The sequence below is a fragment of the Synechococcus sp. CC9311 genome (genome assembly GCF_000014585.1).
In the GTDB taxonomy this organism is placed as follows: domain Bacteria; phylum Cyanobacteriota; class Cyanobacteriia; order PCC-6307; family Cyanobiaceae; genus Synechococcus_C.
In genome coordinates, this window is the sequence record NC_008319.1 from 539,362 (window position 1) to 565,131 (window position 25,770).

Consider the following 25,770-nt stretch of genomic DNA (forward strand, 5'->3'; position numbering starts at 1 on the left):
AAGCTGAAGCCACTACCTGTGGAGTGAGAGGGAGAGTTGGATTCACTCCTTGAGGCTCTCCACAGGCATTACGGCTGGGACTCCTTTCGTTCAGGACAACGTCCTGTCATCGAAGCACTGCTGAGCGGTCGCGACTGCTTAGCAGTGCTGCCAACCGGAGGCGGAAAATCGCTTTGTTTTCAGCTTCCTGCCTTGGTGCGGCAGGGGCTGGTCGTGGTGATATCTCCACTCGTTGCTCTGATGGATGATCAGGTTTTGCAACTGCAGCGGAGGGGGATTGCTGCTGCCTGCCTGCACCGCGGGATTCAACCTGAACAACGACGTTTGATTCAGACACAGTTATCGGCTGGCAGCTTGCGTCTCCTTTATCTCGCCCCTGAGCGTCTTCAAGGTGAGGCGGCGAGGGACATGCTCTCTGCCTATGCAAGGGATGGGCGGCTGGTGGCATTGGCCGTGGATGAGGCTCATTGCATCAGCGCTTGGGGGCATGATTTTCGGCCCGACTACAGGCGCCTTGGTCAGCTTCGCGCCCTTTGCCCCGGTGTCCCGCTCGTTGCGTTGAGTGCAACCGCAGCTCCAAGGGTGCGGGCTGACATCCTCCGTCTACTTGGGTTATGTAAACCGCTCATCCAGGTGTCGTCGGCGCAACGCACCAACCTCAAATACACAATGCGGCGCCGTCCGAGCGATCCGCTCCCTGATGTCTTAGAGGCCCTGCAGGATTCACGGGGTGCCACCTTGATCTATGCCAGGACCCGTCGTTCGGTGGAGCTCTGGGCTGAACGGCTACAAGCCCAAGGCATTCCAGCTATCACGTATCACGCTGGGCTGGAGCCGGAACGCCGTGAAGAGGCTTTAATGCATTTTTTAGAAGCTGATGCGCCTGTTTTGGTGGCCACCGTGGCGTTTGGGATGGGCGTTGACCGTCCGGATGTGGGGTTGGTCTTGCACTTGGATTTGCCTGCGACACCAGAGGGATATCTCCAGGAGTCAGGTCGCGCTGGACGCGATGGCAGACCGGCCCATTGTCTTGTGTTGTTTTCACCTGGAGACCGAACCAGCTTGGGCTGGGCGATGCAGTCCACGTTGCGCCGTGCGTCTGAATCCAAGGTGTCTGACGATGATGTTTGGCGCGTGGAGTTTTCTCAGCAGCAATTGAGGCGAATGGAGGCTGTTGCTGAGGGTGAGATTTGCCGAGAACAGGCTCTGCTGCTTTCAGTGGGCGAGCTGACGTCTCCTTGCGGCCGCTGTGATCGCTGCCTGGCTCAAGTGCGGCCCAAGGATTGGTCGGATCGCGCCCAAGAATTGTTGGAGGTGATCGATGCCGGTCAGGGAGCAGACATCCGCAGCCTGACCGAGCGATTACGGGAGCTTGATGGCAGCGAAGAGCGTTGGGGTTGGCTTGCGCGCAGGCTCGTGCAAGAGGAGCTCATTCGTGAGAGCAACGATGGTGCCCAACGCTTGTCGTTAAGGGATAGCGGCAGACAATTCCTGCATGCCCCTTGGCCCTTGCATTACGCAGCTTGACTTAGGCGGTTTTGTTACAGCGATCCTTGACCAGGTCCTTCTCAAAATTGGTCTGCGGGGCAATCCAGCTTTTCCATGCACCATCAGAACTGGTGACATTGATTTTGCGAGCTGAACAGTTCACTGCCACGTAAAGGGGCTTGCCTTCGCTATTCAAAGTTGGGGCCACCATGCTGCCGCCCATGGATTGCCAGTTGCTCCAGTCCACTTGGAGCGGGCCGTAGGTTCGCCATGCCGCTGGTTTGGCCTCCACTGATGGGGTTGTAGTGGTCTTGGCCGGAGCCGCTTTTGTTGGAGTCGTTGTGGACTGGACTGGTTTGACTTGAACCGTCTTGGTTGATTGGCTGGCTGTCGCCGTGAGAACGGGCTTCACTACTGGCGTGGTGCTGGTTGGTACTGCTGTGCTGACCGATTCTGTGGTTTCAGAGCGACGGATATCCCGAAGCATCAACTTGGTTCCAATCGTCACCCGGTTGGGGTCATTGATGGTGTTGAGATCAATCAGAGAGGCAACCGGAACCTCATAGGCGCGAGCGATCTGGGTGAGGGTCTGACCTCGGGCCACGGTGTGGGATGTGGCGTTTGGATTGGCTTTGATCGGCGTCGGCTTGGCTTTCGCCACAGACTTTGGCTTGGGAAGTAAGGCCGATGTAGGCAGTTTCAGGGTTTGGCCTACCTCAACATGATCAGCGCTTGGAAGGTTGTTGATCGCGATCAGATCTCTTTCGCTAACGCGATATCGAGCCGCTATGCCACCAAGGGTGTCTCCACCTTGAACGATGTGACGCCCTTGGCCAGCGCTTACGACGCCCCTGGCACCGCTTGGTAAACGCAATGTTTGCCCAACTTCCACATGGTTTGAATTGCGAATTCCATTCGCTTTCATCAAACTTTTAACCGATACGCCATAGCGATCAGCGAGACCAGAGATGGTGTCTCCTGGTTTGACGGTGATTGATGCCGCGCCCGCTTGAAGGGGCATCAATGCCGACAGGGTTAGGGCGGCGGCAACAATGCTTCGCATGCTTCTTTCTGTGCTGGGCGAAAGATAAGGTGTCTTGCCCAACTCGCCAGTCCCTCGCGCGGATTCCTTGGTATTGATTGATTTGGACCGTTTGTTCAGCGGTTTTTAGCTCACAAAACGGCGAAATAACGCAGGATTCAAGGTGTAAGGCGGGTAGCGGAGACGAAGGTCAAGAAAAAATGGCCGGCTCAGCACCGAACGTTCGTGCGAGAAGGTTCGAAAGCCGGTTTCTGCGTGATAGCTGCCCATTCCACTGGGCCCCACTCCACCGAATGGCAATTCCGGGACCCCCTTTTGCATCAAGACGTCGTTGAAGCAAACCCCACCTGAACTGGTGCGCTGCAGAACCTCGCTTTGGTCGTTGTGATCACCGCCAAAGAGATAGATCGCCAAGGGCTTGTCTTGCTGTTGGATGCGTGTGATGGCGCCATCTAAGGACTCCACCGTCAACATCGGTAATAACGGGCCAAAGATTTCCGCTGCCATTAAGGGATCCTGATCGCTGTGAACCTCAATCAAGGTGGGTGCGATCTTGCGGCGTTGTCGGTCGCATTCGCCTCCAAACAGGATGCGCCCCTCCTCTCGTGCTGCTGTAAGCAGCCCTTCGAGATGTTGAAAATGCCGATCGTGGATTAAGCAGCTGAGATCAGCGGAAGCGAGTGGATCCTCTCCATAGAGATTGCGGCGCTCCTCTTTCAAGGCATTCACAAGCTGCTCCCTGATGCTGGTCTGAACCAGGAGGTGATCAGGGGCGATGCAGGTTTGTCCAGCATTCACACTTTTGCCCCAAATCAAGCGGCGTGCTGTGACGGCTAGGTCTGCACTGTCGAGCACGACAGCAGGATTTTTGCCTCCAAGCTCCAGCGTGACGGGAGTGAGATGACGGGCGGCACCGGCCAGCACCTTGGCTCCAATCGCTCCACTACCGGTAAAGAAGATGTGGTCAAAGCCAAGGTCCACGAGCGCGGCCGCGATGGATCCATCCCCATTCACCACCCTCACCACATCGCTGGGGAATTCCTCAGTGATGAGGCGCGTGATCAGGGCTGCCGTGGCAGGAGCATGCTCTGAAGGTTTCAAGACAACAGTGTTTCCCGCAGCAAGGGCACTGATCAGGGGCTGAAGCGTGAGCATGAAGGGGTAGTTCCATGGCCCGATTACGAGCACACAGCCCAGGGGTTCTCGGATGAGTTGGGCCCGCCCTGGCCGTTGTGGAATCGGCACGGGGATGCGCCGAGGGCGCATCCAAGCCTTGAGGCGCCGCCGCGTAACTTTTAATTCTTGAAGCAAAGCCACGATTTCAAACATCCCCTCGAGCCCTGGCTTTGCCAGGTCGACACGCAGGGCTTGAAGAATGTCGGCTTCATGACGATCAAGCAGGTCGCTTAAGCGTTTTAATTGCAGTCGCCGCCAAGCTTCTGGACGGGTCTGACCCGATACGACTGGAGTGCGTAGGGTCTTTAAATCAGCGGCTTGAAAGGCTTCGTTGGTGGAGGCGCTAACCATCAGAAGTTGGGGGATCTAAGGCCATGCTCGCAGTCTTAATTCCCTGATCGTGAAAGAGGGGATGACGTCGCGGCCGATCGGGGTTAGTACAAGTTGGAATGGTGCCGGCGTGATGACTAAGCAGCAGCCGTGGTGGAACGGTGCCGTCATCTATCAGCTGATTGTGCGCAGCTATGCCGATGGCAATGGTGATGGAATCGGCGACTTGCAGGGTCTTGCCAATCGCCTGCCCTATCTCCGTTGGTTGGGTGTGGAAGCGATCTGGCTCACTCCGATTTATCCATCGCCCCTGCAGGACGGGGGCTACGACATCACAGATTTCAAGTCCATCCATCCAGAACTGGGTGATCTAGCGGCCTTTCATCGGGTCTTGATCGCTGCCCACTCACATGGCATCAAGGTGGTGATGGACTTGGTGCTGAATCACACCAGCACCCTCCATCCTTGGTTCCAGCGTGCCCGTTGGGCTCCAGAAGGGAGCCCTGAACGGGACGTATATGTGTGGAGCGATGACCCCAAGCGCTATGCCGATGCACCAGTGCTTTTTCGCCACTTCGAGTCTTCGAACTGGGAATGGGACGAGGTGGCGCAGCAGTACTACCTTCATCGCTTTTTGCGCCATCAACCTGACCTCAATTACGACAGCCCCGTCGTCCAGGAGGAGATGCTCGATGTGGTGGATTTTTGGATTGAACGAGGCGTGGATGGCTTCCGTCTCGATGCGGTTCCATTCCTCTGTGAAGCGGAGGGATCTCGTTGTGAAGGGTTGCCTGAAACCCACGAATTCCTTAAGCGCTTACGGGCGCGGGTGGATCGCCATGGCAAGGATGTCTTGCTTCTTGCGGAAGCGATTCAACCGGTTGAGGAGGCTGCGCCTTACCTCGCCGATGACGAACTGCATGGAGCGTTTAACTTCGCCTTAACCGCTCACCTGTTCGCCTCGATTGCTAGTGGAACGGTGGAGGCTTTGCGCGAGTGTTTGCAGGCGGCTCAGAACGCGGTTGGTGGTTGTCGCTGGGCCCTGCCGTTACGCAATCACGATGAACTTTGGCTGGGGGATGGCCATCTGGTTCCAGAGGAGGTGATTCAAACGATCCGAGCCGGATTGCACCAGGGGCAGGGGCATTGGCTGAACTGGGGCATCAACCGGCGTCTGGCGCCTTTGCTCAATGGTGATCCCGGTTCCAATCGGGTGATGCATGCCCTGCTTTACAGCCTTCCAGGTCTCCCATGCCTGTACTACGGCGATGAGCTGGGGATGGGGGATTGGCCGGGCTTGCGCGACCGCGATCCGAACCGCACGCCGATGGCCTGGACGCCTGGACGGAATGGTGGATTTTCAACGGCTCCAGATCCACTGTTGGTGTTGCCACCTATCACTGCTCCCGGATACGACTATCGGGTGGTGAATGTGGAGGTTCAGAAGCAGCTCCCTGGATCGCTTTTGAATTGGCATCGGCGCATGCTCACTTGCCGCAAGCTGCTTCCAGCACTGCGTAATGGCGATTTTGAGCTGTTGGATTGCGCCCATCCCGGCGTCATTGTGTACGTGCGCACGAACGCCACGATGACGGTGCTGGTTGCGGCCAACCTCTCCGCCGCTGGGGCATCATTTCGCCTCGATCTGAGCCGATGGGCTGGTGAACGCACCCGTGAGGTGCTGTGGGGGTGTGACTTCCCGCCTGCCGATGCCGACTGGTTTGTTTACCTCGCTGCGCACGGGTTCAGTTGGTGGTTGATTGGTGAGGTGGAGGAAACAGACAACACCAGCGAGGACATTGACGCTCAGCAGGACAAGTTGAGCTCCGGCGTGTAGGGAGCGTCCACGCCCGCCTCTTCAAGAAGGGCTTGAACCTGCGGGAGCAGGCGCTCGGCTTCGTCTTGATCCACCATGGCCAAACGGCAGCGACGGGCGAGGACATCCGTTGCCGTGCAAGCGTGTTCAGCTCTGATGGCATGGCGAAATTCACCGCGGCACACGGGGATGACATCGCTCAATGGCTCACGATCGCTTTCATTCCAGCTGGCCACGAGTGCAGCTGCTTCCAATCCGAAAGTGGCTTGCAGGTGGGCTCTTTGTTGATCACGTAGAGGGGTCTCGGGCAGCAGACGTTCCAGGGCGCAGACTTGCTCCTGCAGCAGTGTGGGAGTGCGTTTGGGGTCTTGATCTGCGCCGATCAGCGGCAGCGAAGCGGGATCTGGAAGGGGGCTCCCGAATTGTGCTTCCACCGCCTTGAGGGTGTCGATCGCCATCGGTCTGCAGGTGGTCCATTTGCCCCCCATCACGCTGATGAGTCCGCAGTTGAGCCTTTCAACCTCGTGCTCCCGGACAACCCTGCTGCTGTTCACTTCGGCTCCGGCTGGCTTGAGCAGCGGTCGTCCGCCAGCCCAACAGCTCCCTACATCGGGTTGGCTCAGATCGGGGAACCAGCGCCTCACGTAATCGAGCAAATAGTTTTGCTCGTCTTCGGATGGAGCCGCTGCGCTCGCTTGGGTGCAGGGGGTGTCTGTGGTGCCAACCAGGGTGCGTCCAAAGAACGGCAACATGAATAAAACGCGTCCGTCATCGGTGGATGGCAACAGCAAGCCGAGTCCATCAGGGCAAAGGTTTGCTCGCAATACCAGATGCACTCCCCTGCTGGTGAGCATGCGCATGGAGCAGTTGGGGGCGGCCATCCGCCGGATGGCATCTGCATGGATGCCTGTGGCATTCACAACCGCCCTAGCTTCCCAGCGCTCTTGTTCTCCCTTGTGGTTTTCGCTGATGGCAGCACAGATCTGACCTTGGCTGTTGCGTTCCAGCTCCCGAACCTTGGTGCGGGTCCGCAGCACAGCACCGGCCCGTTCAGCGGTGAGAGCCAGAAGCAGATTCAGGCGAGCATCATCGAATTGCCCATCGCTGTAGGCCACTCCGCGACGAACATCGGGACGCAGCAGAGGCAAGGCTTGTTGAAGTTGTTTGGATGAGAGCAAACGACTGCTTCCGATCCCAGCCCGACCGGATAAGGCGTCATAAAGCCCAAGCCCGATGCGGTAGTAAGCCTGGCCGAGGCGACAGTCGCTGGGCAGGGCTAGTTCAAGGCGTTGGGCTAAGAACGGGGCCTGGTTCAGCCAGTGGCCTCGCTCCAGCAAGGCTTCTCGCACCAAGTGCAATTGCGCGAGGTCGGCTGTTTTGAAGGCAAGTTCGAGATAACGAACCCCCCCATGCAGGAGCTTGGTGCTGCGGCAGCTGGTGCCACTGCCGAGGTCATGGCCCTCGAGCAGCGCAACCCGCAGGCCGCGGCGGACCGCTTCATAGGCCACGCTGCATCCACTGGCCCCGCCGCCGATGACGACGAGGTCAAAACGTTGATCAGCCATTCCAGTGAAGGCTCCTACTCACAGCATCGTTCCAACGCTGGCGCCAGTGTTGGCGTTGCTCCAGGGTTTGTAAGGGCTCAAACACCCTGGAGTCTTGGGTGCGATTCGGTACCAAGTCCTTGAGGTCGGCAATTGCGCCGGCTTGTAAGCCAGCTAACAGGGCCACACCACGAGCGGTGCTTTCCAGGTGAACTGGGCGGCGCACGTTTAAACCAGTGCTGTCGGCTTGGGCTTGCAAGAGCAGATCGGAAGCAGCTGCTCCTCCATCCACAGCAAGCTCCCCGAGGCTTTGCTCCATGGATTGCTCTGCCAACTCCACAAGACTGGCTACGGAGAAGGCGATTCCTTCCAGGGCGGCTCGGGCGATATGGCCTCGGCGGGTGTCGCGGGTGATCCCGATCAAGAGACCACGGGCACTGGGGTCCCAGTGAGGTGTGCCCCATCCGGTGAAGGCTGGAACAAGCATCACCCCGGCAGAGTTCTCCACCTCTTGCGCCAGGGGATTGACCTCCTCGGCACTTCGAATAATGCCAAGGCCGTCGCGCAGCCATTGCACCACCGTGCCCGCATTGAACAGGCTTCCCTCTAAGCAATAGGTGGGTGTCCCGTGCTGATCGGTCCAGCCCAGGGTGCTGAGTAGGCCAGCGTCGGAATGGCGGATGGTTGCACCGGTGTTTACTACGAGAAAGGCGCCGGTGCCGTAGGTGCATTTGCCTTCGCCTGGTTGCAGGCAGAGTTGCCCCAGGGTTGCGGCCTGTTGGTCGCCAAGCAGGGCTTGAATGGGCACGCCAGCGAAGGGCAAACCTGCTTGGATGACGCCGAAATCTCCACGGCAGGGCCTGAGCTCTGGGAGGGCCTGCTTCGGTAAGCCAATTTCAGCGCAAGCATCATCGATCCATTGCCGCTGTTTCAGATCCATTAGCAGGGTGCGGCTGGCATTGCTCATGTCTGTGGCATGGACTGTTCCGCCACTGAGCTGCCATAGGAGCCAGCTGTCCACAGTTCCAAAGCAGAGATCACCCTGGGCAGCGGCGCTGCTTGCGGCGGACTCATGGTCGAGAAGCCAGCGAATTTTGCTCGCGCTGAAATAGGGGTCGAGCATTAGGCCGGTTCGAGCTCTCCAGCTCGTTTCAAGGCCGCTTGCCTTCCATTGCTTACAGAGATCGGCGGTGCGACCGTCCTGCCAAACCAGGGCTGGGCCGCAGGGGCTCCCATCGCTTCGTTTCCAGAGCGTGGTGGTTTCGCGCTGATTGGTAATGCCGCAGCTGATTACGGCTTGGCGCTGCTCTGGAGTAATCGCCTGCTCAAGGCGGCTCATCGCCAGGCGCTGGCTTTCCCAGATCGCCGAGGGGCTTTGTTCCACCCAGCCATCGGCGGGGTAGTGAATTTCAAGGGGGGCGGAAGCGCTAGCGACTGGGCGGCCATCCGTATCGAATAAAGCAGCGCGTGAGCTGCTGGTGCCTTGATCTAGTGCGAGCAGGAGGGGCGGTGCTGCCATAGCCATCTCGTTTCCTACTTGCTAGCGATGGGATCAGAGGCCTGCAAAGGAATGGCGGAGACACCACGCATTGGCCGGTTCCCCGCTTGGGTTGCTGAGGCGGTGGTGTATCAAGTATTCCCTGATCGTTTTCGCCGGAGCGGCAGGGTGGAAGCCCAGCAGGGTTTGTCGATGCAGCCCTGGGGTACAGAGCCGGTAGAGCATGGGTTTCAGGGGGGAGATCTGTATGGCGTGATCGATGCTCTCGACCACCTTCAAGGGTTGGGAGTGACCTGCTTGTATCTCACGCCGGTATTTAGTTCGGCGGCCAACCATCGCTATCACACCTACAACTATCTCGAGGTGGACCCACTCCTGGGAGGCAATCAAGCCCTTGATGCCCTGATTGCCGCAGTGCATCAACGAGGCATGCGCCTGATCCTCGATGGGGTGTTCAACCATTGCGGGCGAGGCTTTTGGGCGTTTCATCATTTGCTGGAAAACGGTGATAGCTCTCCCTATCGCCAGTGGTTCCATGTGCATCAGTGGCCGCTGCGGCCCTATCCGGGCAGGGGCCAGGCCTGTGGCTACAGCTGCTGGTGGAATGATCCAGCGCTACCGAAGTTCAACCACGACCATGCCCCCGTCAAGGACCACCTATTAGCTGTTGGGAAGTACTGGCTGGAACGGGGCATCGACGGTTGGCGTTTGGACGTGCCCGATGAGGTGCCATCGGAGTTTTGGATGGACTTTCGGCGCATGGTGAAGGCGGTGAACCCAGAGGCCTGGATCGTGGGTGAGATTTGGGGCGATGCCCGGCCGTGGCTCCAAGGGGAGCATTTCGATGGGGTGATGAATTACCGCTTGGGCTGGAGCAGCCTCTGCTGGGTGGCTGGCTCTCGCCTGCGTCGTCGCTATCACAATCCGATGTACCCGTTGCGCCCCCTCCAGACGGAGGCATTGCTTGAGATCTGGTCTGAGACGCAGGGATGGTATGCGCCGGAGGTGAATCGCTGCCAGCTCAATCTTTTGGATAGTCACGATGTGCCCCGGGCCTTGCACAGCCTGAAAGGAGATGTGGCTGCGCTGTCTTTGGCGTTGCTGATGTTGATGCTTCAGCCCGGGGCCCCTTGCCTCTACTACGGAACGGAAGCGGGTCTGGAGGGTGGTGCCGAACCGGACTGTCGCGAGGCGATGCCGTGGGAGGAGCCTTGGCCCCATGATTTGTGCACGATGATCAAAGCGTTGACCAAGATTCGCCAACAGGTTGAGGCCTTGAGAGAATGTGGGTTGTTCTGGCAGGCTTGCGCCAGTGATGGCCTCATAGGCCGCGCGCCTGGGGTGGTAGTGGTTGTAAACCGCTCTCGAAGGAAAGCTTTGCTACTGGAGTCTCACGACGTTCCGCAAGTTGGCTGGAAGACGAATGACGCGTTGATTGGCACTTACCAGGTGGCTCGCCATGCACTTGGTCCTCAATCAGCGGTGTTATTTAAGGCTCTAAGATGAGTTTTCCCTTCTTGGCTTGATCTGCTGATTAAGCCTGCTGAAGCATGTTGATGAGACCTAAGATTCGTTCTTGATCAGCATGTTCTTGAAGTACGATAACGCCAATCTTCTTGGACTTGAGTTCAATATTTTTTAGGGATTGATTTTCTGTTGGAAGATCAGTAAGAGGACATAGGCAAGCGTCCACAATGCGTTTTTGCAAGCATTCCAGACTGTGGGGATTGGTGACGTTTTTGGCTGAAGATACAAGCCAGCCAGCGGGTGGTGGATTGAAAAGGTCACTGTCAAGCCAGCGATTGGCGTCAAGTCTCAAGCTTGATTTCCCTTGAAAACGCGCCACTTGATGAACCATGCGCTCCAAGTGAAGCAAGGGAGAAGAATCCCCTTGGGGTTGCCAATTGCTGCTTATTTTTTGAAGTTTAATGTCGAAGGCCTGAGCACATTTTTTTTGATTTCGACTTATTGTTGTTTGGTGTTGACCAAAGAGTGCACCTACTTTCTTTCCGGACTGAAGCCATATCATTCCATCAAAACTAGAAAGTAAATCCAAGCTGACCATGATGCTGATGTCTGGAATGAAGAAGCCACCAAAGGAAGCCGGATCCCAAATTAATTTGTAGTCATTTCATTATGAAGTCCGCCTAGGCAATGGGAAGTAATGTGTCAAAGTTATGCACTTTTGGGACCATAATTCACACAGATGGCGACCCTTGCTTCAATCACAGTATCTGAGGTGATAGAAGGAAAGGATCAAGTTTTTTGGCCTTTATTCTTTACATCTGTTTGAGTGTGTTGACGAGGCCTATGATGCGTTCTTGATTGGCATGTTGCTGGAGCATAACAAAGCCGACCTCACTATTTATGTTGAGTGGAATGATTGTGAGATCTTCAGATTCAGCTGGGAGATCAGTGAGAGGGCATAAACAAACATCGACAATATGCTGTCTTAAGTATTGAATGCCATGTGGATCGCTGAGATTGTTTCCTGTACCAACAACCCAACCAGAGGGTGGTGGATTGAAATAAGGACTATCCAAGCATCCATTCACTTCAATTCTTAGGCGAGATTTGCCTTGGAGGCGAGCGACTTGGTGCACTTTTCGCTCATGCTGAAGAAGTGTTTGATCTCCAATTGTGCTCCACCTTCTCTTATGTTTAAAGAGCTTAATTCCAAAAACTTGAGCACATTTTTTTTGATTGCGACTCACTGTTGTTTGGTGTTGCTGAAAAAGGGCTCCTACTTTTTTACCCGATTGAAGCCATAACAGACCATCAAGACTGGAAAGCAAATCTAGGCTGACCACGTGATGAATATTTAATAACTTACCTTGTCAAAATTGTTGCTTTCTTGCAATCCCCAATACTGGGTAGAAGGATCTGCTTAGCTATTTTTGGGAAGACTGAGTTGGGCAAGCAGTCCTCCCTGTGAACCGTTGAGAAGAGATAAATGACCGTTATGGCTCTCCATCGTCATGCGCACAATGAACAGGCCAAGTCCTGTGCCATCGGGTTTATTGCTTTTCATCAGAGACTCTTCACTCATCTCTGGCAAAAGACCTCCTCCATTATCTTCAATCTCTATGATCCAGAAGTTTTCATTTTCTTTCAAGCTTACAAGTATTAATGGAGCATGATGTTGAGGCTCGCGTAAAGATTCGATAGAGTTTTTAAAAATATTGATGAGAGCAATTTGTAATTGCACTGCATCCCCTGTAATGACTGCGCTTGAATCTGCAATCGAGTCGATTTGTTTACTGTTGATCCAGCCATGACTGCCTGGATTATTTGAGTGGATATAGCGCAAGCTGCTTTGAACTACTTGCTTTAAATCGAGATCAGAGAGTTCTGTTTGGGCATTGCGGAGAAGTGCTCGTACTTTATCTGTAATCAAAATAATCCTCTCTGATTGAGAATTGATAGTTGAAAGCTGTTGTTTAAGCTCAGATATATTTGGGCTTTTGCTGTTGTTGTCAAGAGCATTGATCAAGGTCTGAGATGTCAGCTTTAGGATGCTTAGGGGTTGGTTGATTTCGTGAGCGATGGATCCAGCTTCAAGGCTTGTTTTTAATTTTTTGCTCATCACGGAAAGCTCTTGTTCATCTTTATCTTGTTTTTCTTTGAACAGTTCGATGATTTGTTTTTCTTTACTCTTTAGGCTTTGGGTGAGATTATTGAATGCTTTCACCATGGCTGTAATGGCTTGATGGAGATCGCTAAATTCCTTGGCTCCAGATTTTTGAATCTCACATTTGAAGCTGAGCACTTCAGGTTGTTTTGTTGTATCTGTAATTTGTTGTTCTGTGCTTTGGCTTGCTGATGTTAATGCTCCTAGGGGTGTGAGTAGGGCATTAATCAAGCGGCGGTTAATAGCTAAGGCTAGAAGGAGGGCTGCAATGCTGATGAAAATCATCAGCATCAAATTCCGCTCTGCCATGCTCACTTCTTGATCAGCTGATGTACCCGTTACTAAAAACCAATCGAGGCCGAACTCTTGTCCCCAAGGTGTAGCTCTCAAAACAAAGTGCTGTGAGCCTAAACTTGAGATTTGAACAAGTTCTTGTTTAAAGTTTTTTTCATTAACAAGAAGATTCTCTCCTTGTTGCGAAAAGTATCTCCTTGAAAGGGATTTTGCTAATGGAGAGTCTAGTTCTTGAATATTGGCTCTCTGGATTGTTTTGCCTGAGCGAACAAGCACTATTTTAGGCTTTGAACTGGCAACTACATTTCCATTTTTCTCTACAATTAATGCCAGGCCTGACTGATCTTTCCATGCGTCTTGAAGCCAGTTGCTTAGTTTGTCGATGATCATGTCAACGCCAACAACTCCAATAAGCTTTTCTTCCTGATTAAAGATTGGTGCGTTGTACGAAATTGAAAAGGTTTCTGGCTGGTCTTCCCAGGAATAAATCTTGCTCCATGTTGGTTTTCCAGCTTTCACGGTATCGACGTACCAAGCTTCTTGGTGTGTTGGGCTCATCTCTGGGATTACATCTTCCTGCTTAAGACGTTCCCCCGTTGTCGTCATGCTGTAAACAAACATTTTCCCCCGACCTAACCGTGCGCTGTCTTCGTTGTGGAAAAGACTGCCATCCTCGCTTTTTTCGATGCCAAGAAATGACCCGTCTTCTGATCCATAGTTGATGTAATCAACTGGGAATGAGCGAAGCTGCCTCCAGAAACGTAGGCTGAGCTTATCGAAATCCTTCAGTAACTCTGGGTCGGCAGAGATCGCCTCTTCGTTGAGCTGATTAATAATCGTTGGAAAACTGATCTTGCTGCTTAATCGTTCTGATACTCGTATGACTGGTAGATGCGCGCGATGGGATTCTTTCTGCTCAATTACATTGTTGCGTCCAACACTAAACCCTAAAATGCTGAGAGATCCTGCAACGAGAATCAGCTGAAGCCCTGTCGTGCGAGTTAGCTTTTCTGCTAATGACTTAAATTGTGTTTTCATTGATCGATGCTTTGAATGGTGCGTGTCAAAGCTGCTCTTCTGATGAGTTCAGCACCGCTGACATTCAGTTTCAGGGCAATCGCTTTGCGATGTGTTTCTATCGTTGAATGAGCGCTGCCAAGTTTTTTGGCAATCTCCTTTGTGGTTTTTCCCTCTCCAATAAGATTGTAGATCGTTTGCTGGCGCTCGGTTAAGTCTTGATGAGCTGGCTTCACGATCACATTGATGCAATGTCGCAAAGCATCAAAAGCATCGGTTTTGTCGACGATGCCGTAAATGGCTTCTTTAAGGCCTTCAGGGCAAACAAACTCTTGTGCTGCGCCTGAAAGGATGATTATTTTGATGTCCGGATTTTGAAGGGCTAAATGTTGCGCTAGGTCGTTACAGAGCCCATCTGGCAGATAGATATCAAGAATTGCAAGATCAATTGTTTGTTGACTCGAGATTTCGCGCGCAGATTCGATGCTATTTGCTTTGAAGACAGCCGATATCTCGGTGAAGCTTTTGACCATGGAGCCAAGGAGGTCAAGGAATATCTGCTGGTCTTCCAGCACGAGGCAGTTCATGCAAATCGTGCAACTTGACGATCTTAAATCTGGTTGGTTGCTCTAGGGCCTTCGACAGGTCTTATGCGTTATTTGCATAGGCATCCTGGGATGCGTCTTCTTGCGGGGCGGCTGCCTTGCACGTGTGTCGATGCGTTTTAGTCAACTAGTTCCAACTCTGAATTTTGAAATGGCCGTGATTGCTTCGTCTTATCACTAGGCCATCTCCATCTTGCTTTTTGCGATGTAACAGCAACTCCAAGCTGAACTTGCTTCTGCAGCCAACGTTTGAGAAAGATGCCTTCACCGGAACTGACATCGTGTTCTGTTTGGCCAGCCACTCGATCATTCTTCTGAACCAAAACGATGTTGGATAGGTCTGCCAACCAATCGTTGAATCAAATTGAAGCCCTTGTCGAGACTTGAACTCGAGACCTCTCCCTTACCAAGGGAGTGCTCTACCGCTGAGCTACAAGGGCGTGTGGTGGATGGGCCGGGTTGGATTTGAACCAACGTAGGCAGAGCCAGTGGATTTACAGTCCACCCCCATTAACCACTCGGGCACCGACCCGAACCACACCCCCAGACATTACCAGCAAGGCTGTCGATACGATCAACCAATGTTTAAGAGTCGGGCCATGCACCTGTTGCTGCTCAACGGCCCCAACCTCAATCTGCTGGGCCAGAGAGAACCAGGCCTTTATGGTCGCCAAACCCTGGATCAGATCGAGACGGCACTCAGCGAGCGGGCCAGCGCTGATGGCCTAACGCTGGAGTGTTTCCAGAGCAATTTTGAAGGTGCCTTGGTGGAAAGGATCCATCAGGCGATGGGGAAGGTGGATGGCATCCTCATCAATGCAGGGGCTTACACCCATACCTCGATTGCAATCCGTGATGCCCTGTTGGGGACAGCCATCCCCTTCGTGGAGCTGCACTTGAGCAACACCCATGCCCGTGAACCATTTCGGCATCGTTCATTTCTCGCCGACCGTGCCGTTGGCGTGATTTGTGGTTTTGGCCCCGTTAGTTACGACTTGGCCTTGGATGGTTTGGTCCGCTACCTGCGGAACTCTGCGAGCGGAGGGGTGGGCTGATGGCTCCAACCTCTGTGGCCAGCATTCGTTGGTTGGCTGCATCTACGAGTGCTTCTTGGGTGCAGCAAGCGATTTTGAGACCGATGGAGGTCTTGATTGATCATGCGCATTGCGAGCGCAAAGCAGCGGGGTCTGCGGTGCAGCTGATGTTTCGTTATCTCTGCGAACCAGGCCTGGGGGAAGTGTTGAGTCCGTTGGCGCGCGAGGAGCTTGAGCATTTTGAGCAGGTGCTTGCGTTGTTGCAGGCGCGAGGCCGCTATCTCGAGCCCTTGCCATCCCCTGGATATGGCGGCTTTCTTGCCAAGCACATTCGCAAAGAGGAGCCGCTGCGGATGCTGGATTCGTTTTTGGTGGCAGGTTTGATCGAAGCCCGCAGCCATGAACGAATGGCGTTGTTGGCGGAGCACAGTCCGGAGGACGATTTAAAGGACCTTTATGGAAGCTTGTTGTTAAGTGAGGCTCGTCATTTTGGTCTCTACTGGGTGTTGTGCGAACAGCGTTGGGATCGTTCAGTGATCGTGCCCCGCTTGGAGGAGCTTGCACAGGTTGAAGTGGCTGCCCTGACTGGAAAGTTGGAGAATCCGGAGGACGTGAGAATGCATTCAGTAGGAGTTGATGTTCGCTGAAATAAGTCAGACGGGACACTTTTTAACGTCATGAAGGTCTTGGGTGGCCCTCGCATCTACCAACGGAAAGAAGGTTGACCGTGGCAGTTCGACTACTTCGTTGAGAACGGAGGGAGTCGAATACGCCAGTCGTTGAAAACATCGGACAAAGCATTCGCCATAAGAGAAGCAGAGGTAGTCCTGTCGCTGAAAGCGAATCAACACACCGCAATAGTGGGTGAAACAGCTCAGAGATAAGGGAGAAGAGGTCACCCTTGGAGCTATCACAAAGGAGCAGTGACTGAGTTATCAGCTATTGATTTACCTTTTGCCTTATCTTTTTGGCATCTTATTCCTTTGTGTTTTTTTGATCAAGCTACCCTTAATCAGCTCCCATCTTGTTGGAATCACGTGTCCATACCGGCCAAGATGCTTGAGTTTTAAATTTTGAAAATTCTTTCCAGGATCTCTTTTGGCAAAAAACTTTTTAATCTCTTCTTTCGGAGGCATAGCAAGCCACTGAAGCAATTTAAGGGTGATTCCTCCACACACCCCTGTTACGACTCCTTTCCAAAACCAATCAGGCATCTGCAGCACTGCTTGATGTGTCAAACATTACTCGTAGCGGCGTTCTGCCTGCTGAGATGCTTCTGATCCTAGATGTGCGCTGTTAGGTCTTTTTGTCTCAGTTCGTCGAATGTACTCATTCGAATTGATCAACGAAGGTTGAGTTGAAGTTGTGATTAGCAAAATCTGTTTTATAGAAACTCTGTTTCGCTGTGGTGACTCTTGGAGTTGGGTGTCGTATCGGTTGTGAATCATCTTCTTGAGATAAGTAGATAGGTTGCTGATGCTGCGGCAACTGCTGAGCTGGTGTATGCGAGGGCTTCGAGTACGAGGGATTCACTCATCACACCTTTCTGATCGATAAATCTCGGGCTTGCCTCTAATCCAATCCATGCTGCGACGGTGAAGCCAGCTGTAAAAGCACAGATAGTACGGATCATGAGTTCTTCTCGATTGCTTTAGCGATGCCTTGCGCTGAGTTGCTCCAGAGTTCTCTCAGCATTCATCTGCTACAAGGCGTTGCCAGAAGACTATTGCCTATTGGGAGCGATAGATGATCACGCTCAAGGCAAGGACGCCCCAACTCCACAAGATGCCCTCTCTCATCATCCCAAGGCCAATCAAGCCCATGAAGATGGCGAAGTCGCCGATCACATTCTTGGTTTGCTCCAGCTTCTGAGCGTCAGTTTTTTCACCAAGCTTTGCCCGATTGCGCAACCACTCCTCTCCCAGGAGTTGCCCCTCGATCGGCTTCTTGCGTTGCTCACCTCTGTGCTCTGGCCGTTTCTTGAGCTTCGAGAGCGTCTAACAAGACCGCTTTTAGCCAAGCTTTACGAATGATTAATCAACTTAGATCAGCCAGTTTCGACTCTTGATCAGCGTGACTCAACCAGGTTCCATTGCTTTGTCTTGAAGACGGTGCGGGTTTAGCAGCACAGATGTTGAAGGGAGTGAAGGAGATTGCCTGATTTCATGTTTACTCATTGATGAATTTAGGGAGCAAGCTGTTTCTCTGGGAGATACTGTTGAGTCAAGCCAAGTGAAACATATTAGACGGCTATTGATTTTTCAGATCTAGACTTGATTCCTGAAAAGTAAGACTCAATGGCCCAATCCATCGCTTCGCCTTTTCTTGCGTAGGGGTTCTGAGCTAAAAAATCTTGTCTTAACAGGCAAATTTCTTTGAATTGATTTTTGGCTTCATCTTTGCTGATGGGCTGTCCGTAAAGACCATGAGACTTCATTTGAATAAGCCCTTTCGACTCCAATCAATAATCATTCACTTGGTCCTCGCTCAAATGAGGAATCCATGAGTATTTTCGGTGATTCGTTTCAGGCACTATTAACTGATTCCAAATCAATTCAATCCAAATTTAAAAACCGTCCATCATTTGTTGGCTATTGGGTTTGGCTTTAATAAGCGTAGTTCGGGTTGCAATCCTGAGAGGCAGTAGCGAATTGTGGGTAGGTGATGAGCTCGGTACTAAGAGCCTCATCGGCGAGATCGGGGTCGAGGTTGGCGGCAGCCTCCACGGATTAAATCAAGAGGAGCAACGCTTTGGCTTCAGGTTCGTACAAGGTCTTATGAGTGGAATTGTCTTGGTAACCTTGAGTGCAGCTTTAAATATGTGCTTCAACCAAGCCATGCGTTAAGGCAAAGACTGCTGCTTGTGTTCTGTCTCTTACTCCAAGCTTATGAATTACTGTGCTGACATGGCTTTTAACTGTTTCGGCAGAAACAAGCAGTGAATCGGCGATTTCAGTATTCTTCATTCCGCAAATAATACATTGAATAACCTCTAGCTCCCTTTCTGATAATGGGTCTACAAGAATTGGTGCTGGTTTGACATTTGCTGTTGCCGCTTCAAGTACAGCCCTTGGATAGTAAATGCCTCCATTGTTGGTCGTTCTTAAGGCGTTAATGAAGTCGCCGTCTCCGGTGCCCATGGAAGAGACGAACATCACTCCGTCTGCTCCAGCCTCCATCGCTTCTTGAACAACCTCTGGGGTTTCACGTGATAAGAAAATGAGAGCTTTGATGTCTGGGGATTGTCTTTTCGCTTTTTCTACCAGTCTGATCCCGTATCCCCTTTCAAGGTCTTCACTTGTAATCAAGAGGTCTGGATTGCTCTCAAGTTGTATCTCCAGTGCCTCGTCTTCCGTTGTAGTGCCACCGATCAACGATTGCAGGATTGGCTCAGCAAGGCTTACTGCGGTGAGCGTAAGCCTGTTTTTAGAGCAAACCAAGACTCTTTTGTTTGCCAGCATTTGCTTGCATGCATCAACTGCCTTCTTTAATGCGCCCTCAGATGGGTTAAGCCTCAACTGTTTTTGTCTGTGAATAGATGAATGATGGTACCTGCGAATTGTCCTTTTGCCAATCGTGACGATTTGATATTTATGCACCATCTGCTTCGTTTTTATCTATGGCTAACACTTCTATGGCTATGATTTGAAATAATCTTGTATCGGCAAGGCTTCAATTGTGCTTCGGAGGCTTGAAGCTGTGCACTCAGTGTTATTGAAGTTGTGAATCAAATCGCCGAGGGGTGCTCGCTTCATTCTTTTGAGATTGATGTCTTGTTTAGCGAACCCTTCGTTCAGTATTGGAAGACGGCAGTTCTCATTGGCAGGCGAGTGGTTCTAGGAATTCGAGTGTGATACGTCGGGGCCGTGAGGTTTGCGTCTTTCAGTGGAGTGGTCTGTCCTTCACGCTTCTGTCTGAGATCACTGCATAAAAAAGCTGCTCCGGTCAGAGAGCAGCTCTGAGCATGCGCCTAAGCTATCCAAACCAAGAGCATGAGCTACAAACAGCATCTCGAAGCGCAGTGCAAGAGGCCGTCAAATAAGCACTCTTTCGAAGTTCACTTGTTGGTTGATGGCGTCACCAATGATGGGCCTTATGTGGCGGCTAGTCACCTTGTCCCATTCCATTTGGAGGGGCAGGCTGTGAACTGAACGCTTGATTTCAAAGCTGAATATCAATAAGTGAAAAAATTTTGATGATTGATTAGTTTTTGTCAGTCAATGACTTGGACATGGCAGCTGCAAGAGCAACGCAACCAGCAACGATCAGATAGCCCATGAGATTTGTTTGAAGGCCTACACATCATTTGATTTGGAGGTGCCTGCTGACTGTCTCCGATGAGACCGAATCCTCAATCGATCAGCCCTGGGTTGTCTGTTTTCTTGCTTGATCAAGGCCTGGATAGTGATCGGCGATCGGATCATGGGTGAAAGACGCCGCCCATCCTCCTGAGTTTTTAAAAAAACGAATCACGCAATAGTTCGGGTCGACGCCCATGTCGAACCAGTGCCGGGTTCCAGCTGGAATTGCGATCCAATCATTGGCTTCGCAGATCACTTGAAGCACCTCATCCTTGATGTGAAGTGCAAAGAGCCCGCACCCTTCCACAAAAAAGCGCACTTCATCCTCTGCATGCTGGTGCTCTTGCCGAAATGTTTGGCGCAACGTTGAGCCGCTGATCTGATCGCGCTCAACGCGCATCACATCCACAGTTTGGTAACCCTCGTTTTTTTGGACGGAAGCAATCAGCGATGCATAGGCCTCCAAAATCTGCTCTTGCATGGCCCCTTGCTCAAGCTTGGGCTTGCTTGGCCAACGCTGAAACTTGATGCCTCGCGTTTTGAGTTGTGCGCTGATTTGTTCAGCGTTGCTGGTGCTGAGAAGTGCCTCTGGTGCTGCAGCAACGGCTGAATCACGGTCTGCCTCAACACCCGCGCCCCGCGTTGCGTAAATCCTCAGCTCCGTCATCAGCGCTGCGTTGTTTGAACTTCACTTCTCTAGCCCTGATGGGTCTCTGCCGTGGGGCTTGCTCCACCAGACGCTGTCATTGTTGACCTGTTGGTCGTGGATCCTGTGCCTCACGCTCTGCAATTGATCGGAGTGGGCCCTGGTGATCCAGAGCTTCTCACCATTGCTGCTGTTCGCGCGATTGAAACCGCTGATGTAGTGGCATATCCCGTCGCACGTGCCGATGCCGAGGGGATGGCTTGGACCATTGCTTCTCGCTGGACGCGATCTGGTCAGCGGCGATTGCCTCTGGTTTTTCCAATGGTGGCGGAAGCTGAGCCACGTTTGAAGGCTTGGCGGCATGCCGCTGATTCGCTGGCTTCCGAGCTGCGACGAGGTTTGTCGGTGGTTTTGCTTTGCGAAGGCGATACTTCTCTGTTTGCTTCGAGTAGCTATGTGCAGCTGGCGCTGCGCAAGCAGCACCCTGATCTCACGCTCAAGCTGATTCCAGGTATTCCTGCGGTTTGTGCCGCAGCCGCTGCTAGCGCAGAGATGGCGATGGATTGGCCCCTTGCCTTACAGCAAGACGGGGTGCTGATTCGTCCTTGCCCAGACCGTGAATCAGATCTGGAGCGATTGCTTGAATCAGCTGAGTCGAACTCCATGGTGTTGGCATTGATCAAGTTGGGTCAGAGATGGCCATGGGTTCGGGCCTGTCTGGAGAGGCGTCAGCTGCTTGAGGGCTCCCTCTTCGCGCAACGGGTGGGGTGGCCTGATCAGGTCTTGGCACGTGCCAACGAGATTCCCGCTGAGTCGAGACCCTATTTTTCATTGCTTCTCATTCGGCAGACTTGGCCTGGGGTATTGCCGTGACAGAAAGCGCTTCGTTTCTCACCTCCTTGAATTGGCTCGGATTAATTCACCCCGTCTTGATGATTTTGTTTGTCTATCCGGTGGTGGGTGCCACGATTCGGTTGGGGATCTTGGCGCGAGAGCGGCGGCTGGATCTCAATCCAATTGCGCCAACGGTTCCGGTGGAACACGCCGATCATGGGCGTTGGGTGACCGGGGGGATGGTCTTGGCGGTGTTGGTGGCGTTGTTTCACAACGCAATGGCTGGAGGGATGCAGGGAGATCAGATGTTGGGTTTTTTGCTTGCTGTAGTTGGTGCTGCAGCGGCTTACGTAGCGTTGTTAGGAGCCAAAGGCGTCATCGCAAAGATGTTGTGGGCAGCAGCCTGTTGGTTCACTCTGATCCTGATTGCCTCACAGCCTGCCTTGCTCCAGTGGCGTCAGTCCTTCCCCACCGCGGTTTGGCAGTCGCATCTTTGGGGTGGTTCGGCTCTCATCGCCCTCATGTTGGCCGCCGTGGTGATACAGAAGCAGATTGCTGGTCGGCTCTGGATGCGAAGGCTGCATGTGTCGATGAATGTTGTTGTTGCTTTGTTGCTAGCGACGCAGGCAATCACGGGGACGCGTGACTTATTCATGCGCTGAAGTTTGGAGTGTGGGCGAGTGCTGCGGGATCAGGCTCGGGTTGAAGGGGCTGCGCTTTGGTGGTGCTATCAGTCGCCGGATTAGGGCAAGCAAGGCACGGCCTTCCTGAGGTGCCTGCCGGTCAACCCAGCATCCCGGCCGGCAAAACAGCCAGCGAATCAGGGCGTAGCGCTCCTGCCGCGGCATGTTTCCCCAGTGGAGAAGGGCTTCTGTCTTGGTTGTGTTCGTCAAAATCACTGGCAAAGCCGGCAGCTCTTGGCACCAGCGCAGCCTGGAACTGGCAACCCATGGCAGGGGCGAACGGGAGTAGGTGATCCTGGCTCCGCTTTCGCTTAAGGCCGTAATGCAGCAGGGGTAACGGTGCCCCCCGTCGTCTTCGATCCAGGCTTCTATCTTGAGCTTTTGCCACGGGGAGAGATCCTTCGCGGCAGGATCCCAGCAGGCACGAATCGCCACGATCAAACTGAGCAGATTGATCATTCCCCACACCAAGCCGACCGGCCGACCGGCAAGCACCTCTGCTGGCAGAGCGCTGGCGTTGGACAGCAGCCCGTAGAGGTTCACCAGATTGAACAACACGAGGGCCAAAAGTGGCAGCAGCAGCTCCACGCTGTAGCTACCGCGATCACGGCGCTGATGTTTGGGGGTCACCCGAAATCCACCGATGCGTCCAATCAGGTTGGCCAGCACGGTCATGGTGAGCGGAACGGTGAGCACCCAGCCAGTGAGTTCGCTCAAAAAAGCCGTTCGTGACCCACGGTTTAACCAGCTGAGGCTCAACACTTGCAAACTCCAAAGCGGTAGAAGCAAGGTCAATGCGGCTTGGCTGTTGAGCAAGATCGGGATGACGCCAAGAATGCCGTAGCTGAGTGGCATCAGCATCAGCACCAGCCTTGGCACGTTGTTGAACCAATGCATCACGCCCTCGAGGTAAGCGATGCGTTGCCCAAGCGATAACCCTTTGCGACGCAAGGGGCCGCTGCTGAGCCTGAGGCTTTGCAAGGTGCCAGAGGCCCAGCGTTGGCGCTGGTGCACGAAATCAGCCATGGTTTCAGCTGCTAAACCAGCGCTGAGCTTTTCCTGGAGATAAAGCAGTCGCCAGTGCTGACGGGTCAGGCTGATGCCTGTCACGAAATCCTCAGAGATGGCTTGTTCCACGAAGCCACCGATTTGGTTGAGTGCTTTCCGTTTCACCACAAACGACGTGCCTGCACACACCACAGCCCCCCAGCCATCGCGGACCGGTTGAATCCAGCGGTAGAAACTTTCTTCATCAGATAGAAGCCAGTTCTCCATCCCCAGATTGCGCATCACCGGGTCGGCGTTGATGAAGGTTTGAGGGGTCTGAATGAGAGCAACCTCAGGTTCGAGAAGGAATCCAATGCTGCGATCAAGAAATGTGCGTTGGGGAATGAAGTCGGCGTCGAAGACGGCAACCAGCTCTCCTCGGCAATGGCGCAAACCATGGTTGAGATTGCCGGCCTTGGCATTGACGCGCTCCGGTCGGTGCAAGTAGCGGCACCCCAGCTCGGAAGCGAGCGCTTTCACCTCATGACGACCGCTGTCGTCGAGAACCCACACCTTGGTGTGGGGATAGGACAAGTTTGTGCAGCCAATCAGGGCTCGTTCGAGAACCTTGATGGGCTCGCCGTAGGTGGGAACCAAGATGTCCACGTGTGGTTTCCAGCCGCTCTCAGACCAGCGCTTTTGTTGGTCATTGATCTCGAAGCGGCGATCGGGGAACCTCCTCCAAGCGAGCCAGAGCGGTACCAAGCCAACGAGAAGCAACCAGGCTTCGGCGACCAAGAGCAGCACGCTGAGGGTGATCGATAAGCGGCTATCGAAGTTGAGGCTGGAGGTCACTCTCCAGATCAAATAGCGGAGGGTGAACAGGCTGATCAGCAGGATCAGGCTGCGGCGTCCCCAGATTGGGGTGTCTTGTTCGGGGCGACGGATCAGCCAGAGCGGCCAGATCAGTAACAGAAGCAACAACGCATTCATTCCATTCGCAGCATCTGTTGATCGAGCAAATCAAGGGCCGCGGCAGGCGTGGGGGCCCGCATCAGCTGTTGCCGAAACTGGGATGCGCCGTGGAAGCCAGTGCAGGTCCAGCTCATGTGTTTCCGGGCAATCAAGAGTCCGTGATCTCCGCGTGCCTCGATCAGCGCCAGGAGTTGTTCCTTGGCGAGGGCTAAGCGCGCAAGCGGTTTGGGCGTGGCTGGAATCGGCCGATCACTGAGTGCGGCATCGATTTGGCCCACAAGCCAAGGGGCACCCATGCTTCCGCGACCCACCATCACGCCATCGGCGCCGGTGATACGCAAGCACCGCAGCGCTTCCTCAGGGCTGTTGACATCCCCATTGGCGATCACGGGAATGCTGAGGGCTGCTTTGACAGCAGCAATGGCATTCCAATCCGCAGTGCCGCTGAAGCGTTGCTCGCGCGTGCGCCCGTGGAGCGTCAGCATTCGCGCTCCTGCCTCCTCCAAGCGTCGGCACCAGTTCACGGCGGCCTGAGCCTTTACCGCATTGTGTTCACCACACCAGCCGAGACGGGTTTTCACCGTGACCGGAAGCCCTACTGCGGCTACCACGGTGTCGACAATTCTGCAGGCCAGATCCGGGTCGCGAATCAGCCCGCTGCCGCCTCCTTTTCGGGCGATTTTGCGTACAGGACAGCCCATATTGATGTCGATCAGAAAGGCTCCGGCATCGGCCGCACGACGGGCTGCATCTGCCATCGCGTCGGGATGGTGATCAAACAACTGCACCCCGATGGGCCCTGTTTCTTCCTGCAGGCCGTCCATTTTTAGCCGTCCATGTCCCAGCTCAAGGCTGGTGGCATTCACCATTTCGGTAAACAGCAATGCATCGGGAGCCCAGCGGCGCACCAGTTGCCTAAAAATCCGATCGCTGACGCCAGCCAGGGGGGATTGCAGTGCGCGGCATCTGAGTTGTCGCTCTAAGAGTCGACCCTGAATCTTCAGCAGCATGGCCAGAGGCCGAAGACCTGTTCATTCTGCTGGTCAGGCAGTTGGTTTGAGAGTTGGTCTGACCTTTGGACTTGTCAATGCAAGCCGATGGGGCGAAAGATGGAGGCCTTCGGTTTGCTCGCATGCCCCCGACGCATTGGCCGCTTAGCCGCTTGTTATTGAATCGAATCCTGGACGACCGAATTAGTGATCGCTTTGTGGCAGAGCGGGTTTGGGAGCGCTTGGGGTACCAGCCGGATGGAGAGGGACTGATCTGGCTCGCTGGGGCTGAGACACCCTCGGCTTGGCGAGAGGCGTTCCCCCAGGCCCCCGAAGTGATCAGTATTCGCCCCGCCTCCGTGCAACTCACCCGCTCGATTCCACGCGAGCACAAACAGCTACTGAAAGAGCAGTTGAAGTTTGCCGGCTATCGAATCGGGGAGCTTTACCCACGGCGAACGCGTCGGGCTACTGCCGTGAATTGGCTGCTGGCTTGGCTGGCATCCCATGAGCAAGTGCTGGAGGAGGAGGGCCCCTTGCCATTGCTGCTCGATCCGCCACTCAACCCAGTGAGCGGCCATCCAGGTGATCTTCCCGTGCGTTGAGACTTAGGTCTCGAGGCTTACAAGAGCCTGGCCAAATTGGCTGCATTACGCGGATGCCTAGACGAATAGCAATTGTCCGTGGTGATAAATACTCATTGTTCAGCGAGCACAAAAAAGGAGGGCGTCTGAATCCCTCCCACACGGGACCTCCGTTCCACCGAAAGCTCCTCTTTACAAACTGTAATACATGCGGCTCTGGTGGCGAAGGGCGGTTCTCCTCCCTGTTGGTGGGTTAAGCGTTCTTGGCTTCGGGTTCCAGTGCGACCCGTTGCTCT

The 25,770-nt window shown here is 53.8% G+C and carries 24 protein-coding genes and 2 tRNA genes; 9 read left to right on the plus strand and 17 right to left on the minus strand.

Annotated elements, in window-relative coordinates:
• The first annotated feature begins 36 nt into the window (after window positions 1–36).
• Entirely contained in the window at window positions 37–1,527 is a 1,491-nt protein-coding gene (locus SYNC_RS02705) for an ATP-dependent DNA helicase RecQ (protein ID WP_011618511.1), read from the plus strand.
• Window position 1,528: 1 nt separating this feature from the next.
• On the opposite strand, the gene SYNC_RS02710 is transcribed toward SYNC_RS02705, so the two are convergent.
• Together SYNC_RS02710 and SYNC_RS02715 are read right to left on the minus strand one after the other, a co-directional pair.
• Complete coding sequence (locus SYNC_RS02710; RefSeq protein WP_041426341.1) at window positions 1,529–2,551, minus strand: LysM peptidoglycan-binding domain-containing protein; 1,023 nt, start codon at window positions 2,549–2,551, stop codon at window positions 1,529–1,531.
• Between the two features lie 105 nt (window positions 2,552–2,656).
• Entirely contained in the window at window positions 2,657–4,057 is a 1,401-nt protein-coding gene (locus SYNC_RS02715; protein ID WP_011618513.1) for an aldehyde dehydrogenase family protein, read from the minus strand.
• A gap of 112 nt (window positions 4,058–4,169) precedes the next feature.
• On the opposite strand from SYNC_RS02715, the gene SYNC_RS02720 reads away from it, so the two are divergent.
• Complete coding sequence (locus SYNC_RS02720; RefSeq protein WP_041426874.1) at window positions 4,170–5,873, plus strand: alpha-amylase family protein; 1,704 nt, start codon at window positions 4,170–4,172, stop codon at window positions 5,871–5,873.
• Here the strand turns inward: SYNC_RS02720 and SYNC_RS02725 are convergent.
• A complete protein-coding gene (locus SYNC_RS02725; RefSeq protein WP_011618515.1) occupies window positions 5,843–7,417 on the minus strand; it encodes a glycerol-3-phosphate dehydrogenase/oxidase in 1,575 nt (524 codons plus the stop codon). The two genes, SYNC_RS02720 and SYNC_RS02725, sit on opposite strands and share 31 nt — an antisense overlap.
• Complete coding sequence (gene glpK / locus SYNC_RS02730) at window positions 7,410–8,921, minus strand: glycerol kinase GlpK (protein WP_011618516.1); 1,512 nt, start codon at window positions 8,919–8,921, stop codon at window positions 7,410–7,412. The genes SYNC_RS02725 and glpK overlap by 8 nt, the downstream gene beginning before the upstream one ends.
• Before the next feature lie 21 nt (window positions 8,922–8,942).
• Between glpK and SYNC_RS02735 the strand changes: the two genes are divergently transcribed.
• Window positions 8,943–10,400: a glycoside hydrolase family 13 protein gene (locus tag SYNC_RS02735; protein WP_011618517.1), complete on the plus strand. Its 1,458-nt coding sequence runs from the start codon at window positions 8,943–8,945 to the stop codon at window positions 10,398–10,400.
• Window positions 10,401–10,428: 28 nt separating this feature from the next.
• Here SYNC_RS02735 and SYNC_RS02740 read toward each other — a convergent pair whose 3' ends face one another.
• The 6 genes from SYNC_RS02740 to SYNC_RS02770 all read right to left on the minus strand — a co-directional run bounded on the left by SYNC_RS02740 (window position 10,429) and on the right by SYNC_RS02770 (window position 14,973).
• Entirely contained in the window at window positions 10,429–10,959 is a 531-nt protein-coding gene (locus SYNC_RS02740) for a hypothetical protein (RefSeq protein WP_011618518.1), read from the minus strand.
• 214 nt (window positions 10,960–11,173) lie between these two features.
• A complete protein-coding gene (locus tag SYNC_RS02745) occupies window positions 11,174–11,704 on the minus strand; it encodes a hypothetical protein (protein ID WP_041426342.1) in 531 nt (176 codons plus the stop codon).
• A gap of 77 nt (window positions 11,705–11,781) precedes the next feature.
• Window positions 11,782–13,857, minus strand: a complete 2,076-nt coding sequence (locus tag SYNC_RS02750; protein WP_011618520.1) for an ATP-binding protein — start codon at window positions 13,855–13,857, stop codon at window positions 11,782–11,784.
• A complete protein-coding gene (locus SYNC_RS02755; protein ID WP_011618521.1) occupies window positions 13,854–14,423 on the minus strand; it encodes a response regulator transcription factor in 570 nt (189 codons plus the stop codon). The genes SYNC_RS02750 and SYNC_RS02755 overlap by 4 nt, the downstream gene beginning before the upstream one ends.
• 386 nt (window positions 14,424–14,809) lie before the next feature.
• Window positions 14,810–14,881, minus strand: a tRNA-Thr gene (locus SYNC_RS02765).
• 10 nt (window positions 14,882–14,891) lie between these two features.
• Window positions 14,892–14,973, minus strand: a tRNA-Tyr gene (locus SYNC_RS02770).
• Window positions 14,974–15,040: 67 nt separating this feature from the next.
• Between SYNC_RS02770 and aroQ the strand changes: the two genes are divergently transcribed.
• A complete protein-coding gene (aroQ, locus tag SYNC_RS02775) occupies window positions 15,041–15,496 on the plus strand; it encodes a type II 3-dehydroquinate dehydratase (RefSeq protein ID WP_041426343.1) in 456 nt (151 codons plus the stop codon).
• The gene (locus SYNC_RS02780; RefSeq protein ID WP_011618524.1) at window positions 15,496–16,122 is read left to right on the plus strand and encodes a tRNA-(ms[2]io[6]A)-hydroxylase; all 627 of its coding nucleotides are present in this window, start codon (window positions 15,496–15,498) and stop codon (window positions 16,120–16,122) included. Before aroQ ends, SYNC_RS02780 begins: the two co-directional genes overlap by 1 nt.
• Window positions 16,123–16,434: 312 nt before the next feature.
• Here SYNC_RS02780 and SYNC_RS02785 read toward each other — a convergent pair whose 3' ends face one another.
• Window positions 16,435–16,689, minus strand: a complete 255-nt coding sequence (locus SYNC_RS02785) for a hypothetical protein (RefSeq protein ID WP_041426344.1) — start codon at window positions 16,687–16,689, stop codon at window positions 16,435–16,437.
• A gap of 230 nt (window positions 16,690–16,919) precedes the next feature.
• On the minus strand, window positions 16,920–17,108 hold the full coding sequence (locus SYNC_RS14135; protein WP_011618527.1) for a hypothetical protein: 189 nt from the start codon (window positions 17,106–17,108) through the stop codon (window positions 16,920–16,922).
• Window positions 17,109–17,187: 79 nt separating this feature from the next.
• Between SYNC_RS14135 and SYNC_RS02790 the strand changes: the two genes are divergently transcribed.
• A complete protein-coding gene (locus SYNC_RS02790; RefSeq protein ID WP_148201812.1) occupies window positions 17,188–17,508 on the plus strand; it encodes a hypothetical protein in 321 nt (106 codons plus the stop codon).
• Between the two features lie 209 nt (window positions 17,509–17,717).
• Here SYNC_RS02790 and SYNC_RS02795 read toward each other — a convergent pair whose 3' ends face one another.
• The 3 genes from SYNC_RS02795 to SYNC_RS02805 form a co-directional block, all read right to left on the minus strand.
• Complete coding sequence (locus tag SYNC_RS02795) at window positions 17,718–17,936, minus strand: hypothetical protein (protein WP_011618529.1); 219 nt, start codon at window positions 17,934–17,936, stop codon at window positions 17,718–17,720.
• 352 nt (window positions 17,937–18,288) lie between these two features.
• Window positions 18,289–19,077 carry a response regulator transcription factor gene (locus tag SYNC_RS02800; RefSeq protein WP_011618531.1) on the minus strand — a complete coding sequence of 263 codons (789 nt, stop codon included), beginning with the start codon at window positions 19,075–19,077 and terminating at the stop codon, window positions 18,289–18,291.
• 757 nt (window positions 19,078–19,834) lie between these two features.
• Window positions 19,835–20,443 (minus strand): acireductone dioxygenase, encoded by a 609-nt coding sequence (locus SYNC_RS02805; RefSeq protein WP_011618534.1) that lies wholly within the window; start codon window positions 20,441–20,443, stop codon window positions 19,835–19,837.
• Window positions 20,444–20,548: 105 nt separating this feature from the next.
• Between SYNC_RS02805 and SYNC_RS02810 the strand changes: the two genes are divergently transcribed.
• Together SYNC_RS02810 and SYNC_RS02815 are read left to right on the plus strand one after the other, a co-directional pair.
• Complete coding sequence (locus SYNC_RS02810) at window positions 20,549–21,295, plus strand: precorrin-2 C(20)-methyltransferase (protein ID WP_011618535.1); 747 nt, start codon at window positions 20,549–20,551, stop codon at window positions 21,293–21,295.
• A complete protein-coding gene (locus SYNC_RS02815; RefSeq protein WP_011618536.1) occupies window positions 21,274–21,918 on the plus strand; it encodes a DUF4079 domain-containing protein in 645 nt (214 codons plus the stop codon). Before SYNC_RS02810 ends, SYNC_RS02815 begins: the two co-directional genes overlap by 22 nt.
• Here the strand turns inward: SYNC_RS02815 and SYNC_RS02820 are convergent.
• Both SYNC_RS02820 and dusB read right to left on the minus strand, forming a co-directional pair.
• Window positions 21,904–23,919 (minus strand): glycosyltransferase, encoded by a 2,016-nt coding sequence (locus tag SYNC_RS02820; RefSeq protein ID WP_011618537.1) that lies wholly within the window; start codon window positions 23,917–23,919, stop codon window positions 21,904–21,906. The genes SYNC_RS02815 and SYNC_RS02820 overlap by 15 nt on opposite strands.
• Window positions 23,916–24,911, minus strand: coding sequence for a tRNA dihydrouridine synthase DusB (dusB, locus tag SYNC_RS02825; RefSeq protein WP_011618538.1), 996 nt, complete (start codon window positions 24,909–24,911; stop codon window positions 23,916–23,918). The genes SYNC_RS02820 and dusB overlap by 4 nt, the downstream gene beginning before the upstream one ends.
• Window positions 24,912–25,033: 122 nt before the next feature.
• Here dusB and SYNC_RS02830 point away from each other — a divergent pair, with 122 nt between their 5' ends.
• Complete coding sequence (locus tag SYNC_RS02830) at window positions 25,034–25,495, plus strand: DUF1823 family protein (RefSeq protein ID WP_041426877.1); 462 nt, start codon at window positions 25,034–25,036, stop codon at window positions 25,493–25,495.
• The last annotated feature ends 275 nt before the right edge of the window (window positions 25,496–25,770 follow it).

Bases quoted from the DNA above. Each gene is read 5' to 3' on its own strand.
- SYNC_RS02710 (WP_041426341.1), bottom strand. From the start codon at position 2,551: ATGCGAAGCATTGTTGCCGCCGCCCTAACCCTGTCGGCATTGATGCCC.
- SYNC_RS02715 (WP_011618513.1), bottom strand. From the start codon at position 4,057: ATGGTTAGCGCCTCCACCAACGAAGCCTTTCAAGCCGCTGATTTAAAG.
- SYNC_RS02720 (WP_041426874.1), top strand. From the start codon at position 4,170: ATGACTAAGCAGCAGCCGTGGTGGAACGGTGCCGTCATCTATCAGCTG.
- SYNC_RS02725 (WP_011618515.1), bottom strand. From the start codon at position 7,417: ATGGCTGATCAACGTTTTGACCTCGTCGTCATCGGCGGCGGGGCCAGT.
- glpK (WP_011618516.1), bottom strand. From the start codon at position 8,921: ATGGCTATGGCAGCACCGCCCCTCCTGCTCGCACTAGATCAAGGCACC.
- SYNC_RS02735 (WP_011618517.1), top strand. From the start codon at position 8,943: ATGGGATCAGAGGCCTGCAAAGGAATGGCGGAGACACCACGCATTGGC.
- SYNC_RS02740 (WP_011618518.1), bottom strand. From the start codon at position 10,959: ATGGTCAGCTTGGATTTACTTTCTAGTTTTGATGGAATGATATGGCTT.
- SYNC_RS02750 (WP_011618520.1), bottom strand. From the start codon at position 13,857: ATGAAAACACAATTTAAGTCATTAGCAGAAAAGCTAACTCGCACGACA.
- SYNC_RS02755 (WP_011618521.1), bottom strand. From the start codon at position 14,423: ATGAACTGCCTCGTGCTGGAAGACCAGCAGATATTCCTTGACCTCCTT.
- aroQ (WP_041426343.1), top strand. From the start codon at position 15,041: ATGCACCTGTTGCTGCTCAACGGCCCCAACCTCAATCTGCTGGGCCAG.
- SYNC_RS02780 (WP_011618524.1), top strand. From the start codon at position 15,496: ATGGCTCCAACCTCTGTGGCCAGCATTCGTTGGTTGGCTGCATCTACG.
- SYNC_RS02785 (WP_041426344.1), bottom strand. From the start codon at position 16,689: ATGCCTGATTGGTTTTGGAAAGGAGTCGTAACAGGGGTGTGTGGAGGA.
- SYNC_RS14135 (WP_011618527.1), bottom strand. From the start codon at position 17,108: ATGATCCGTACTATCTGTGCTTTTACAGCTGGCTTCACCGTCGCAGCA.
- SYNC_RS02800 (WP_011618531.1), bottom strand. From the start codon at position 19,077: ATGGTGCATAAATATCAAATCGTCACGATTGGCAAAAGGACAATTCGC.
- SYNC_RS02805 (WP_011618534.1), bottom strand. From the start codon at position 20,443: ATGACGGAGCTGAGGATTTACGCAACGCGGGGCGCGGGTGTTGAGGCA.
- SYNC_RS02820 (WP_011618537.1), bottom strand. From the start codon at position 23,919: ATGAATGCGTTGTTGCTTCTGTTACTGATCTGGCCGCTCTGGCTGATC.
- dusB (WP_011618538.1), bottom strand. From the start codon at position 24,911: ATGCTGCTGAAGATTCAGGGTCGACTCTTAGAGCGACAACTCAGATGC.
- SYNC_RS02830 (WP_041426877.1), top strand. From the start codon at position 25,034: ATGCCCCCGACGCATTGGCCGCTTAGCCGCTTGTTATTGAATCGAATC.